The sequence below is a fragment of the Arthrobacter sp. AFG20 genome (assembly GCF_002892795.1).
Classification (GTDB): Bacteria; Actinomycetota; Actinomycetes; order Actinomycetales; family Micrococcaceae; genus Arthrobacter.
In genome coordinates this window covers 38,450-51,115 of the sequence record NZ_PJMC01000008.1, presented here as the reverse complement: position 1 = coordinate 51,115, position 12,666 = coordinate 38,450, and the positions used below count along the sequence as shown (strand labels likewise).

Here is a 12,666-nt window from a genome sequence, read left to right as displayed (position 1 = left end):
CTCCCGGCGGAGCACCACCGTCAGGCGAGCACAAAGAAAAGCGGCTGGCAGCTTCCCGCGAAGCTGCCAGCCGACATCCATTCAACGAATTTGGCTACAGGGCGCCCTGTCCGCCGGTTTCGGCGTCCCCCGCGTTGCCCTGGCCCGTGTCGGCCACGAGCTTGAATCTCGCCCCGGTGGGGTCCGTCAGCGTGGCCAGCCGTCCGTGGGGTGTGTCATCCGGTCCATCAAGGACCGTCGCACCCAAACTGACGGCCTTGTCGATGGAAGCGTCAGCGTCCTCCACAGCGAAATAGACGACCCAGTTGGAGGGGACTTCGGCGGGAAGGTCGGCCGAGGCGTCATAAATTCCGGCCTTTGCCTCCCGGCCGGCGCCCAGGGTTGTGTACCGGAACTCCGGGGTGTCGCTCATGACGTCGGTGTCCCAGCCAAATACGTCCTGATAGAACTTCACCGCGGCGGAGTAGTCCTTGGTGTGAAGCTCGTGCCAGGCCGGGGCACCCGGCTCGCCAACAAGCTCGTAGCCGCGCATCTCCCGCGGCTGCCACACACCAATCGTGGCGCCGGAGGCGTCCCCGAAGAACGCCATGTGGCCCTGTTCCGGGACGTCCATGGGTTCCATGTACACCTGGCCACCGTTTGCGGCAACCGCCGCGGCTGTGGCGGCGGCGTCGTCGGACCAAAGGTAGGTGGACCACATGTCCGGCATACCCTCCTGGCCCTCTTGCTTCTGCATGATGCCGGCGACGGTCTTGCCGTTCTTTTGGGCGGTGATGTAGCCACCGTACTTTTCCTGGTCTCCGGTCTGGAAGTCCCAGCCGAACAGTTCGCCATAGAACTGTTTCGCCTGGTTGGCGTCGGTGGTCATGAGGTCGACCCAGCAGGGGGCGCCGGGCGTGGGTTCGGGCGTAGGCATGGTCTGCTCCTGGTGTGGTTTGCTGGACGTTCCCGCAGGTCATGGAGGTGCTACGGACAGAACCGAGACTATGCCGGGGGTGTGACAGTTTCAATGGGGGTGGGGCGGGGGTGCGCTCAGCGCTGGTCCGAGTATGACGTGCCCGGCTCCTGGTCGTCGTCGGCCTCGATCCACTCGGTGAAGTCCTTCAGTGACATACACCAGTAGTAATCCGAGTAGCGCAGGCTCTGTTTTTCGGCCTTGCCCATGACCTCGACCCCCCACATGCAACGGTGGATGCGGAATCTCCCTTCCGCGGTCGCGGGATGGAGCGGTGCTGATACAAGTGAACGCCTTCCGGCAACGGCGCGCATGAGTGGCGCGTACTCGAATTCTGCCGGGCAGGTACTCGGATTACCTGTTTTCCGGGCCCCCGTCCGCACCTCTACTTGCTGGTGGAAAGAGCCACTACTTGCCTACGCAAAAGGCCGGCCAAACCAACCTTTCGATTGGTCCGGCCGGCCTTCACAATGGCCGTCATTCCGGTGCTTTGCACACGGCGTCGGGCCCTGCGCGGAAGGTAAGAGATTCGAACTCTTGGTACGGGGTTACCGCACACTGGTTTTCAAGACCAGCTCCTTCGGCCGCTCGGACAACCTTCCCTAACGAGTAGTGTTTCATAGGCAGTTGGCTGCAACAAAAACCGCCGCGTGGCAGTTGTCGCCGCCGCACAGTATTTTTGGGGCAGGAATCAGCTAGAAATCGGGAGTTCGCCATGAAAGCCGTCTTTATCTCGGAGCCCGGCGGGCCGGAAGTGCTGGAAATCCGCGACGTGCCGGCTCCCCAGCCGGGCCACGGTGAAGTCCTTATCGATGTTGTGGCGGCCGGCCTGAACCGTGCCGACGTCCAGCAACGGAGGGGCTACTACCCGCCCCCGCCGGGTGCTTCGGAGATTCCCGGGCTGGAGGTATCCGGCAGGATCGCGGGTTTCGGCCCCGGCGTCACCAAGCCGTTTTCCGTCGGGGACAAGGTGGTGGCGCTGCTGTCCGGCGGCGGCTATGCGCAGCAGGTCGCGGTGCCCTCGGAACAGGTACTGAGGATTCCCGACGGCGTGGACCTGGTTACCGCTGCCGCCCTGCCTGAGGTGGCGGCAACCGTGTACTCAAACCTGGTCATGACCGCGCAGCTGCAGCCGGGGGAGACCGTCCTGATCCACGGCGCCACGGGAGGCATCGGCACCATGGCCATCCAGCTGGCCAAGGCATTGGGGGCCACGGTGGCAGCCACCGCGGGCACCGACGAGAAAGTCAGCACCGCCAAGGCCTTCCTTGGTGCCGACATCGCCATCAACTACGCGGAGGAAGACTTCGCCGAGAGCCTGCGAGCCCAAAACGGGGGCAAGGGCGCCGACGTCATCCTGGACGTCGTGGGAGCCAAGTACCTGCAGAAAAACGTTGACGCCCTGGCCGACTACGGCCGGCTCGTCGTCATCGGGCTGCAGGGAGGCGCCCGGGGCGAACTGGACCTCGGGCAGCTGCTGCGCAAGCGTGCGGCCGTCGTGGCCACGGCGCTCCGCCCCCGCCCGACAGCCGAGAAGGGCGTCATCATGACGGCGGTCAGGGACTCCGTGTGGCCCCTCGTCGCTGACGGGCGGATCCATCCGCTGGTGGCAAAGACTTTCCCGCTGGACCAGGTCGGGGCGGCCCACAAGTACTTCGACTCCGGCGAGCACGTGGGCAAGGTCCTGCTGGTCATGTAGCGCCATACCCGGCGCAGTAGATACTCAGTATTGCCAGCTAGAAGAACAGGGGTTAGGCTCGGGGAATACGCAGTATGCACGCGTCTTGGGGGCGCGTGCATACTGCCGACTTCCAGCCAAGGAGCCAGATGTCCATCCGCCACAGCCTCCTCGCCCTCTTACAGGACCAGCCTCGTTACGGCTACCAGCTCAGGGTCGAATTCGAAGACCGCACGGGCTCCACCTGGCCGCTGAACATCGGACAGGTCTACACCACCCTCGACCGGCTGGAACGTGACGGCCTGGTCAGCAATGACGGCGGCGACGGCGAAGGCCACGTCGTGTACAGCATCACCGAAGCCGGCCGGGCGGAGGTCCAGGGCTGGTTTGCGACACCGGTGGAACGCAGCAACCCGCCGCGGAACGAGCTCGCCATCAAGCTGGCGCTGGCCGTCACCCTGCCCGGGGTGGACGTCGCAGCCATCATCCAGGGCCAGCGCACCGCTTCCATGCGTGCCCTGCAGGACTATACGAAGTCGCGGCGGGACACCGCGGCCAACCAGCGGGCGGCGGACACCGCCTGGCTGCTGGTGCTGGATTCGCTGATCTTCCAGACCGAGGCCGAGATCCGCTGGCTGGATCTGTGCGAGGCCCGGATGCTGCAGCTCGCGCAGGCCTCCGGGTCGCGCGGCCACGCACGTAAACCGTCCAACGCAGTCGGTGTGGACGAGGCCGCCCCGCTCACAGCGGAGAACCGCCGGTGAGCGTGCAGGGGCCGCAACAGGTCCTTGAACTCGCGAAAGTCAGCAGGACGTTCGGGCAGGGGGCCACGGCGGTTGCCGCCTTGCGGGATGTTGACCTCACCGTCAATGCCGGGGAATTCGTCGCGGTGATGGGGCCGTCAGGCTCCGGAAAATCCTCCCTGCTGGCGCTGGCCGGCGGACTTGACCGGCCGACGTCGGGCGGTGTCTTTGTGGAGTCAACGCCCCTGGCGGGGCTGGGACTGAACGCTTTGGCCCGGCTGCGCCGCCGTGCGGTGGGTTACGTCTTCCAGGACTTCAACCTGGTCCCGACGCTGTCGGCCGCGGAAAATGTTGCCCTGCCGCTTGAGCTGGACGGCGTGCCGGCCAGGAAAGCGCACCGGCAGGCAGTGGATTCCCTGCGGCAGGTGGGGATCCCGGAGCTGGCCCACCGGTTCATGGATGAAATGTCCGGCGGGCAGCAGCAGCGTGTGGCCATCGCACGCGCCATCGTGGGAAACCGTCGGCTGATCCTCGCCGATGAACCCACCGGCGCCCTTGACTCCACCACCGGCCACGGCGTGATGGAGGTGCTCCGCTCCCGGGCTGACTCCGGCGCCGCCGTCATGCTGGTTACGCACGAGGCGCGTCATGCCGCGTGGGCGGACCGCGTGGTGTTTATCCGTGACGGCCGGATTGTGGATGAGGCAACGGCCATGCACGATCCCGCAGTTCTCCTGGCACCGGCCGGCTGAGATGGCCCTGGACTTAGCGCCTCTGCCCCACGGCCGGTGGCACAGTTTCCGTCTGGCCCTCCGGATGGCACGGCGGGACATCAGCAGGCACCGCGGCCGCTCGCTGCTGATCATCCTGCTGATCCTGCTGCCCGTGGCCGGCATGACCGGCGCCGCGGCCCTGGCTCAAAGCATGCAGGAGACACCTGCGGAACGGGTGCAGTACCAGCTGGGCAGCACGCAGGCGAGGTTCCGCAGCATGCCCGCCTCCAACGCCGAGACCGTGCAGGATCCTGTGTTTGAGACGGCTACCATGACGCGGAATTTCACCGTCGATCCGGACTTCAAACCGCGGAATCCGCGGGACGCCATACTGGCCGGCTACGAAGTCCTGACCGAAACGCAGCTGACGCTCACGGTCCGGGCGGCTGCGTCCGGTGGTGGCGCGTCCGATGTCCCGGTGATGGCCATAGCCGTCGACGCCCTGAATCCCGCCTTCGCCGGAAAATACACACTTCTGGAGGGCCGGGCCGCCGCCGGTGACGAAATTTTAGTCTCGCCCGGAGCGCTGGAACGCTTCGGGATCCGCCTCGGGGACAGGCTGACGACGGCGGACGGCACCTTCGCCGTTGTCGGCACCGTCCGGGACGCCACCTACTCGGACGGCAACCCCATCCTGTTCCTCAGGCCTGGCCAGGCAGCGATGGGCAGCCAGCCCGCCGAGGGGAGTCCGCTCGGCGAAACGATGTACTACCTCGCCGGTTCAAAACCCGTGACGTGGGACCAGATCCGTGACCTGAACAGGTCCGGCATCGCTGTGCTTTCCCGCGCCGTGGCACTTGACCCGCCGGTCCCGTCGGGCGCTGCCGGGGGCCCCGGGACCATGCCCGCCGCCGGCTACGTTGCCGCCGTGCTGATCGCGGCACTTGCCCTGCTCGAAGTGGGGCTCCTGGCCGGGGCAGCGTTTGCGGTGGGCGCCAAGCGCCAAGTCCGCGAACTCACGCTGCTTGCCGCCAGCGGTGCGGAAGCACCCACAGTGCGGGCGGTGGTGACCGCCGCGGGGCTGTGGCTTGGGACTATCGCGGTAGTTGCCGGTGCCGTGCTGGGGGCCGGCGGGGCCGCCGCGGTGGTGGGCATAGCCAGGCATCTGGGCTCCGTCCGGTTTCCGGGCTTCCACCTGGACGTCCTGCCCGCTGTGGCGGCCATGGCCATGGGCCTGCTGGCATGTTTCCTGGCCGCGGTGGTTCCGGCCCGGCAGGTTGCACAGCAGGCGGTGCTCGGCGCATTGCAGTCCGGCCGCGCACCGGCTGTTTCGGGGCCCTGGCCGGCTCGGGTGGGCGGCGGACTGCTGGTTCTGGCCATCACCTGCCTGGTGGCGGGGCACACGCTGGGGCTGACCGGGGACCTGGATGCCCGCGCCGCACGGATCCCGCTGGTTGCGGGCCTGCTCACCGGCGGCGCAGTCCTGGGCGTCGCAGCCCTCGTTGTGCTCACCGGGACGCTCGTGAAAGTCCTGACTGCACGTACCGCGTGGATGCCGCTCCCGCTGCGGATGGCCGCCCGTGACTCGGCCAGGAACCGGAGCCGCACTGTGCCGGCCGTGGCCGCGGTCCTCGCTGCCGCGACGCTGGCCAGCGCCGCGATGGTCCTCTCGGCAAGCCAGACGGAGGAAGCGAAGCGCACCCACATGTGGGCTGCGCAGGAAGACCAGGTCTCGCTGCCGTTGGAAACGGCACCGGTCAACGCCGCAGGAACGGGTCCCGACCAGGCCATCGACCCGGCTGCGGTGGCCGCGGCGCTGCGGCGGGAGCTCAGCACCGTGCAGTGGACGCAGGTCCTGCAAGGACCGGTGACGAGCAAGTGCGACATGCGCGTGTCGGCCGACGGACCCCCTCCCGCCAAGAAGGACGGTGTGGACTGCCGGCAATACAAGCTCGCCGTGCCGGCGGGCCAGGAATGCCCTGCCACGCCGCAAGGCCGAGTCCTGGACGGGCAGGACTGGCGCTGCAACGGATCGATGTTCCCTGCCGGCGTCTCAGGCCAGCTTCCGCAGCTGGTGGTTGGCGGCGTCGGCGAGCTACGGTCCCTGCTGGGCCGGGAACCGAGCCCGGCCGCGGTGGCCGCATTGAACAGCGGCGGAATGGTGGTCAGCAACCCGGTCTTCGAAAAGGACGGGGTGACCACTCTCCAGTCCTACGACGTGCGCCACTCCATCCCCGGTCCCGGTTCAGCCGTTGATTACAAGCCCCTGAGCAACACAGCCCTGCCCGCCGTCGTGGACGCCCCGGACGTGCCGGTCCCGTTCTACGGCGTCATCCCTCCGGGCACCGCGTCCAAGCTGGGCATCCACTTCGACAACTCCGTGCTGCTCGCCCAGCTGTCCGCCTACCCGGAAGCCGCCGAGCAGGACAGGGCGTCGGCGGCGCTGGCCCAGATTTACCGGATCCAGGCCATGGGTTTCTACGTTGAGCCGGGCGCCGACCGTGCCGGGTCCGAACTGTTGTGGCTGATCGTCGGCACCAGTGCCCTCATCACGCTCAGCGCCGCCGGCATCACCACGGGCCTGGCGCTCGCCGATGCCCGGGCAGACCACATAACGCTCGCAGGAGTCGGGGCGCCGCCGCGGCTGCGGAAAGCTCTGGCAGGTGCGCAGTCGCTCATGACAGCGTCCCTCGGCACCTCGCTGGGAGTGGCCGCCGGGGTGGTGCCCGCAGTCCTGCTCATTGGGGCCACCCGGATGTTCGCACAGTCCGTCGTCCCGTGGCTGCCCTTGCTGGCCCTGCTCGTTGCCGTGCCGCTGACCGGCAGCGCACTGGCGTGGGTCTTCGCGCGTGCCCGCCTGCCCGTGTCCCGGCGAAGCGTCGGCACCTGACACCCGCTCCTGACAGCCGCACTGGACCCTTGGAGCGGACGACGGCTGGAGCGGACGACGGCGGTACGGGCCGGCGCCGTCCGCTCGCCGCGGCGTCGCGACCGCTCGGCGATTCCTCCGGCAGCGCTCCGCAAATGGCCGCGGTTGCAGCCCTACCCGTTGGTAGGGTGCCGGTGGCACACTCCGTGCCAACTGGGAATCTCAAGGAGGAGACATGGGCACCATGCCTGAGGACGGGATCCGAACGGCGGACGGGGAACTCAATCCCGCGCCCAACGGGTCGCTGCCGCCGACGTCGCTGGATGACGCGGTCCGCGACGCCGAGGAGCGCAGATGGACCCCTGCGAAGATCGCCACGTGGGTAGCCATCGCACTCCTGGGCGGCGTGGCCTGGTTCATGCTGGCCATCGTCAGGGGCGAAACCGTCAACGCCATCTGGTTCGTGTTCGCCTCGGTGTGCACCTACCTGATCGGCTACCGCTTCTATTCGAAGGTCATCGAGCGCTATCTGCTCAAACCGGACGACCGCCGTGCCACGCCGGCCGAGTACAAGGCTGACGGCAAAGACTACGTCCGCACGGACCGCAATGTCCTCTTCGGGCACCACTTCGCCGCCATCGCCGGAGCGGGTCCGCTCGTGGGGCCCGTCATCGCCGCCCAGATGGGGTACCTCCCCGGCACCATCTGGATCATTCTCGGCGTCGTCCTCGCAGGCGCCGTCCAGGACTACCTGGTCATGTTCTTCTCCATGCGCCGCGGCGGCCGTTCCCTCGGCCAGATGGCGCGTGAGGAGCTCGGCGTCATCGGCGGCACCGCCGCCCTCGTGGCCACGCTGCTGATCATGGTGATCATCGTCGCGATCCTGGCGCTCGTCGTCGTCAATGCCCTGGGGGAGAGCCCCTGGGGCGTCTTCTCGGTGGGCATGACCATCCCGATCGCGCTCTTCATGGGCGTGTACCTGAGGTACCTGCGTCCGGGCAAGGTCATGGAGGTTTCCATCATCGGCTTCGTGCTGCTCATGGCCGCCATCATCGGCGGCGGCGCGGTGGCCGGCACGGAATGGGGCGCGGCGTTCTTCCACCTGGACAAAGTCACCATCGCGTGGGGCCTCATCGTCTACGGCTTCATTGCGGCCATTCTTCCGGTGTGGCTCCTGCTTGCACCCCGGGACTACCTCTCGACCTTCATGAAGATCGGCGTGATCGCGATGCTGGCCCTGGCCATCATCGTGGTGCGCCCCGAAATCACCGTTCCCGCCTTCAGCGAGTTCGCGGGCCGCGAGAACGGGCCGGTCTTCTCCGGCTCGCTGTTCCCGTTCCTGTTCGTCACCATCGCCTGCGGCGCGCTGTCCGGCTTCCACGCCCTGATTTCCTCCGGCACCACGCCGAAGCTCATCGAGAAGGAGCGGCAGACCCGCTTCATCGGCTACGGCGGCATGCTGATGGAATCCTTCGTTGCCATCATGGCGCTGGTCGCGGCCATTTCGATTGACCGCGGGATCTACTTCGCCATGAACGCCCCCGCGGCCCTGACCGGAGGAACCGTCGAGACGGCGGCGCAGTGGGTCAACGGACTCGGCCTGGCCGGCGTCAACATCACCCCTGACGTCCTGGCCCAGACCGCGTCGAACGTGGGCGAGGAAAGCATCGTCTCGCGCTCCGGCGGTGCGCCAACGCTGGCCGTGGGCCTGGCCCACATCATGCAGCAGTTCATCGGCGGCACCGGCATGATGGCTTTCTGGTACCACTTCGCCATCATGTTCGAGGCCCTGTTCATCCTCACCGCGGTCGACGCCGGAACGCGCGTTGCGCGGTTCATGCTGCAGGATTCGATCGGGAACTTTGCCCCGAGGTTCAAGGAGGCGTCCTGGCGTCCCGGCGCGTGGCTCTGCACGGCCATCATGGTGGGCGCCTGGGGCGCAGTGCTGCTGATGGGCGTCACCGACCCGCTCGGCGGCATCAACACCCTGTTCCCGCTGTTCGGCATCGCCAACCAGCTGCTGGCCGCCATCGCGCTGGCGGTGTGCATGGCCATCGCGGCCAAGCGCGGCTCCTTCAAGTACTTGTGGATCGTCGCCGTGCCGCTGGCCTTCACCGCCGTCGTCACCGTCACGGCCAGCATCCACAAGATCTTCTCCTCCGTCCCGGCGGTGGGGTACTTCGCCAACAACGGCGCCTTCAGCAAGGCCCTGGCCGACGGGAAGACCTCCTTCGGCACGGCCAAGACCGCCGCGGCCATGGAGGCGGTGGTCCGCAACACCATGATCCAGGGCTGGCTGTCCATCATCTTCGTGGTCCTGAGCATCATCGTCATCATCACCGCTGTGGCGGCCACCCTGAAGGCCTTCAGGAACACGACGGCAGGGACCCCTAACGTCAATAACGAGGACCGCCCACATCCCTCCCGTGTGTACGCCCCCGCCGGGCTGATCCCCACTCCCGCCGAACGCGAGCTCATGGCGGAATGGAACAAGCTGCCCGCGGAGATGCGTATAGAGCGGGCAGGGCACCACTGATGAGTGCTGCACCCGGAGCGGCCCGCCTGCTTCATCCGGTGGCGGGGGCCTTCCGCGGCTTCGCGCGGTACCTGCAGGGCGTCATGGGCGCCGACGCATACCGGAAGTACCTGCAGCACCATGCGGCGGCCGGCCACGGCACGCCGCCCCTGGACGAACGCGCGTTCTGGCGGGACCGGACTGACCGCCAGGACACCAACCCCCAGGGCAGGTGCTGCTGAGCATGCCAGTTCCGCCGGCTGGATTCGCCGTCCGCAGAATCGGGCCGGCGGATGCCGGCGCGCTCATCGCGCTTGCCGCCACGGACAACCTCTTTGACGAGGATCCGGGCACCGCGCCGTCGGGGGAATTAAACCCCGACGGCGCCAGGGCCTTCCTCGCTGACCCCTCGGTTCTCTTCTGGCTGGCGGAGGCCGGGGGACAGGCGGTGGGATTTCTGCACTGCTGCATCCAGCGGCGCCGGACGCCCGGCCCCTGGGCGGAGCTGCTGCTGATGGAGATGGGAACCCATGCAGAGTGGCGCCGCCGGGGCATCGGGCGGGCGCTTGTCGCGGAGATGGAGGCCTGGATGAGGCGCAATGGCGTGGCGGAAGTGTGGGTTCCGGCCAACACGTACGCCGTCGGTTTTTACCGCAAGTGCGGTTTCGCTACGGACGAAGGCGAAATCCTGGTCAAGGAGCTTCATTGACTGGACTCCGCATTCCGGGCCCGTGAGAGTATGAACGCATGAGCGATCCCGAAGACACTCAACCCACCCAGGCCGCCGGTCCGCAGGCCGCCGTCCAGCCCGGCGAGCCTGGCGTTCAGCCCGCAGATCAGCAGGCAGCGGAGCCTTCCGTGCCGTCTTTTGTGCCGCAGGAGGACGAGGAGCCGGTGGAGGGCACCACCCTGGATGCGGGGGCTCCCGAGCGTCCCGCCGACGCCGGTAAGCCCAAGCATGCCAGCCTGCAGGACCTCGTGGATGAGCCTGCCAAGGTGATGCGGATCGGCACCATGATCCGGCAACTGCTGGAAGAGGTGAAGTCGGCGCCCCTGGACGACGCCGCACGGGGCCGCCTCGCGGAGATCCACGAACGCTCCATCAAGGAGCTTGAGGACGGCCTGGCGCCGGAACTGGTGCAGGAGCTGGAACGGATCAGCCTGCCCTTCCCGGAGAACGGCACGCCGTCGGACGCCGAACTGCGGATCGCCCAAGCCCAGCTGGTGGGCTGGCTGGAAGGCCTGTTCCATGGCATCCAGACGGCCATCGCCGCCCAGCACGCAGCCCGGGAACACACGATGGCCCAGATGCAGCTCCGGCAGCTTCCGCCAGGAACCGTCATTGCCCCCGGCATCGTCATTGGTGAAAACGGCGAGCCGCAGCGTGCAACCGCGCCCCAGCCCGGCGCGGACCCTCTGCATCCGGGCCGGAAGGAAGACCCCGACCACGGCCCCGGCCAGTATTTGTAGGCCTCTTTGGGATTTTTCACCGCCGCCCGGCAAGGGCGGAAAGACGACGCCGAACTTGGCAAGGGCCTGTGGCGCCGTGCCCATGACCGGTTCCACCGCGGCCTTGACCGGTACCACCAAGTGCTCGAGGGCGTGGAGGACGACCAGCTCTATGGCGAGCTGGTCGAGATCGCCAACCAGCTGGCGGGCCTCTCCGGCCGCGTCCGGGAGATCTGCGTTGAGGCGCAGCGGCGGTCACCCAGCGACGGTCTGGATATCCCGCACGCCCTGTCCGGTGTCCACCGCTCGCTGTCCAAGGCGGGCAATTCGCTGGCCGCCACCGCCGAGGCAGCCGCCATGCTCCGGCTCGCCGTGGGACCCGTGCCCGTTGGCGCGGCCTCCGTCTGGCGCCGGGCGGAAACTGTGGTTGAGCAGGTGGCCGACGCCGAGCGGCTCCTGACGGAGTCCTGACGGACGGTATTCGCCTGCCGCCGAAATATTCCCCGCGACGGCCTGTTACGCGGCTAGCTTAGCTTTGTCATATTCCGTGCCCTCCCGGTTTGATTGTTGGCAGGATGGACAAATGACTTCTTCACCAACACTGACATTCAATGACGGCAACACCATTCCCCAGTTGGGCTACGGGGTGTGGCAGGTTGAAGACGACGTAGCCGAGAAGGTTGTCTTCCAGGCGTTCCAGGCCGGGTTCCGCCACATCGACACCGCCAAGATCTACGGCAACGAATCCGGTGTCGGCCGGGCAATCGCCAGCTCCGGGCTGTCGCCGGAGGAAATCTTCATCACCACCAAGCTGTGGAACGCCGACCAGGGGTACGAATCAACGCTTGCCGCGTTCGAGGAGTCCCTGGAGCGGCTGGGCCTTGAAACACTGGACCTGTACCTGATCCACTGGCTCCAGCCCAAGCAGGACAAGTACGTGGACACCTGGAAGGCGCTGATCGAACTTCAGAAGCGCGGCAAGGTCAAGTCCATCGGCGTCTCCAACTTCACTGTTGAAGGTCTGCAGCGGATCATCGACGAGACCGGCGTGGTTCCGGCCATCAACCAGGTGGAACTACACCCGTACTTCAGCCAGTCGGAACTGCGGGAATTCAATGCGTCCCAAGGCATCCTGACCCAAGCCTGGTCGCCGCTGGGCCAGGGCGGTGAACTGCTGGAGGACACGGTCATTGCGGACATTGCACAGAAGCACAATGCCACCCCCGCGCAGGTGGTCATCGCATGGCACCTCGCTATCGGGAACGTCGTCATCCCCAAGTCCGTCACCGAATCCAGGATCCGTGAGAACTTTGACGCCCTGAACGTCACGCTGTACACCGAGGACGTTGCAGCCATCAACGGGCTGGACCGCACCGCGGAAGGAAGCGGCAGGATCGGCCCCGACCCGGCCGTCTCTGACTTCGCCTAATTCCCAGGCTGCCCACGGAGAGGCGCCGCCACCTTCGCCTAAGCGGACGGGCGGCGCCTCTCCGTGTTGAGCGGACTCGGTTGTTCAGGCTTGGCTGGCGAGGCTTAGCCGGCGTCAGGCGGCGAGCTGTTCCTGCTGGACCGGGACGGCATCGACGACGGCCCAGCTGTCCTCGCCGGTGATGCTGCGGCTGGCGAAAAGCTCTGCCGCCGCCATGGTGTCGAAGACCTCGGTGCGGATCCGGCCGCAGTCGGCGTCGAAGTAAGTTACGTGGAATTCCTGATTAATTTCCATGGTTCCATGGTGCAACCGGGG

General features: G+C 67.1%; 13 protein-coding genes and 1 tRNA gene. 10 read left to right on the top strand and 4 right to left on the bottom strand.

Features of this window, described 5'->3' with window-relative positions; genetic code table 11:
* Nucleotides 1-94: 94 nt before the first annotated feature.
* The 3 genes from CXZ05_RS11145 to CXZ05_RS11140 form a co-directional block, all read right to left on the bottom strand.
* Nucleotides 95-916 carry a VOC family protein gene (locus tag CXZ05_RS11145; RefSeq protein ID WP_102972671.1) on the bottom strand — a complete coding sequence of 274 codons (822 nt, stop codon included), beginning with the start codon at nt 914-916 and terminating at the stop codon, nt 95-97.
* A gap of 116 nt (nt 917-1,032) precedes the next feature.
* The gene (locus tag CXZ05_RS23105) at nt 1,033-1,182 is read right to left on the bottom strand and encodes a hypothetical protein (protein WP_180987374.1); all 150 of its coding nucleotides are present in this window, start codon (nt 1,180-1,182) and stop codon (nt 1,033-1,035) included.
* Between the two features lie 287 nt (nt 1,183-1,469).
* Nucleotides 1,470-1,557, bottom strand: a tRNA-Ser gene (locus CXZ05_RS11140).
* Between the two features lie 113 nt (nt 1,558-1,670).
* On the opposite strand from CXZ05_RS11140, the gene CXZ05_RS11135 reads away from it, so the two are divergent.
* From CXZ05_RS11135 to CXZ05_RS11090, 10 genes are all read left to right on the top strand, one after another.
* Nucleotides 1,671-2,654 carry an NAD(P)H-quinone oxidoreductase gene (locus CXZ05_RS11135; RefSeq protein ID WP_102972670.1) on the top strand — a complete coding sequence of 328 codons (984 nt, stop codon included), beginning with the start codon at nt 1,671-1,673 and terminating at the stop codon, nt 2,652-2,654.
* 128 nt (nt 2,655-2,782) lie between these two features.
* Complete coding sequence (locus CXZ05_RS11130; RefSeq protein WP_102972669.1) at nt 2,783-3,397, top strand: PadR family transcriptional regulator; 615 nt, start codon at nt 2,783-2,785, stop codon at nt 3,395-3,397.
* Nucleotides 3,394-4,128 carry an ABC transporter ATP-binding protein gene (locus CXZ05_RS11125; protein ID WP_102972668.1) on the top strand — a complete coding sequence of 245 codons (735 nt, stop codon included), beginning with the start codon at nt 3,394-3,396 and terminating at the stop codon, nt 4,126-4,128. Before CXZ05_RS11130 ends, CXZ05_RS11125 begins: the two co-directional genes overlap by 4 nt.
* Nucleotides 4,129-4,192: 64 nt before the next feature.
* Nucleotides 4,193-6,979 (top strand): hypothetical protein, encoded by a 2,787-nt coding sequence (locus tag CXZ05_RS11120; protein ID WP_258006547.1) that lies wholly within the window; start codon nt 4,193-4,195, stop codon nt 6,977-6,979.
* 214 nt (nt 6,980-7,193) lie between these two features.
* Nucleotides 7,194-9,494, top strand: coding sequence for a carbon starvation CstA family protein (locus tag CXZ05_RS11115; protein WP_102972666.1), 2,301 nt, complete (start codon nt 7,194-7,196; stop codon nt 9,492-9,494).
* Entirely contained in the window at nt 9,494-9,715 is a 222-nt protein-coding gene (locus CXZ05_RS11110; protein ID WP_102972665.1) for a YbdD/YjiX family protein, read from the top strand. The genes CXZ05_RS11115 and CXZ05_RS11110 overlap by 1 nt, the downstream gene beginning before the upstream one ends.
* A 2-nt stretch (nt 9,716-9,717) precedes the next feature.
* Complete coding sequence (locus tag CXZ05_RS11105) at nt 9,718-10,182, top strand: GNAT family N-acetyltransferase (protein ID WP_146033088.1); 465 nt, start codon at nt 9,718-9,720, stop codon at nt 10,180-10,182.
* Between the two features lie 38 nt (nt 10,183-10,220).
* Nucleotides 10,221-10,943 (top strand): bacterial proteasome activator family protein, encoded by a 723-nt coding sequence (locus CXZ05_RS11100; RefSeq protein WP_258006546.1) that lies wholly within the window; start codon nt 10,221-10,223, stop codon nt 10,941-10,943.
* A 6-nt stretch (nt 10,944-10,949) separates the two neighbouring features.
* Complete coding sequence (locus CXZ05_RS11095) at nt 10,950-11,393, top strand: hypothetical protein (RefSeq protein ID WP_102972663.1); 444 nt, start codon at nt 10,950-10,952, stop codon at nt 11,391-11,393.
* 112 nt (nt 11,394-11,505) lie between these two features.
* Nucleotides 11,506-12,351, top strand: a complete 846-nt coding sequence (locus CXZ05_RS11090; protein WP_102972662.1) for an aldo/keto reductase — start codon at nt 11,506-11,508, stop codon at nt 12,349-12,351.
* A 114-nt stretch (nt 12,352-12,465) separates the two neighbouring features.
* Here the strand turns inward: CXZ05_RS11090 and CXZ05_RS11085 are convergent, their stop codons facing one another.
* Nucleotides 12,466-12,645: a hypothetical protein gene (locus CXZ05_RS11085; RefSeq protein WP_102972661.1), complete on the bottom strand. Its 180-nt coding sequence runs from the start codon at nt 12,643-12,645 to the stop codon at nt 12,466-12,468.
* Nucleotides 12,646-12,666 lie beyond the last annotated feature (21 nt).

Excerpts from the sequence above, each read along its gene's own strand:
- CXZ05_RS11145 (WP_102972671.1), bottom strand. The coding sequence starts at position 916 with ATGCCTACGCCCGAACCCACGCCCGGCGCCCCCTGCTGGGTCGACCTC.
- CXZ05_RS23105 (WP_180987374.1), bottom strand. The coding sequence starts at position 1,182 with ATGTGGGGGGTCGAGGTCATGGGCAAGGCCGAAAAACAGAGCCTGCGC.
- CXZ05_RS11135 (WP_102972670.1), top strand. The coding sequence starts at position 1,671 with ATGAAAGCCGTCTTTATCTCGGAGCCCGGCGGGCCGGAAGTGCTGGAA.
- CXZ05_RS11130 (WP_102972669.1), top strand. The coding sequence starts at position 2,783 with ATGTCCATCCGCCACAGCCTCCTCGCCCTCTTACAGGACCAGCCTCGT.
- CXZ05_RS11120 (WP_258006547.1), top strand. The coding sequence starts at position 4,193 with ATGGCACGGCGGGACATCAGCAGGCACCGCGGCCGCTCGCTGCTGATC.
- CXZ05_RS11115 (WP_102972666.1), top strand. The coding sequence starts at position 7,194 with ATGGGCACCATGCCTGAGGACGGGATCCGAACGGCGGACGGGGAACTC.
- CXZ05_RS11110 (WP_102972665.1), top strand. The coding sequence starts at position 9,494 with ATGAGTGCTGCACCCGGAGCGGCCCGCCTGCTTCATCCGGTGGCGGGG.
- CXZ05_RS11105 (WP_146033088.1), top strand. The coding sequence starts at position 9,718 with ATGCCAGTTCCGCCGGCTGGATTCGCCGTCCGCAGAATCGGGCCGGCG.
- CXZ05_RS11100 (WP_258006546.1), top strand. The coding sequence starts at position 10,221 with ATGAGCGATCCCGAAGACACTCAACCCACCCAGGCCGCCGGTCCGCAG.
- CXZ05_RS11090 (WP_102972662.1), top strand. The coding sequence starts at position 11,506 with ATGACTTCTTCACCAACACTGACATTCAATGACGGCAACACCATTCCC.
- CXZ05_RS11085 (WP_102972661.1), bottom strand. The coding sequence starts at position 12,645 with ATGGAAATTAATCAGGAATTCCACGTAACTTACTTCGACGCCGACTGC.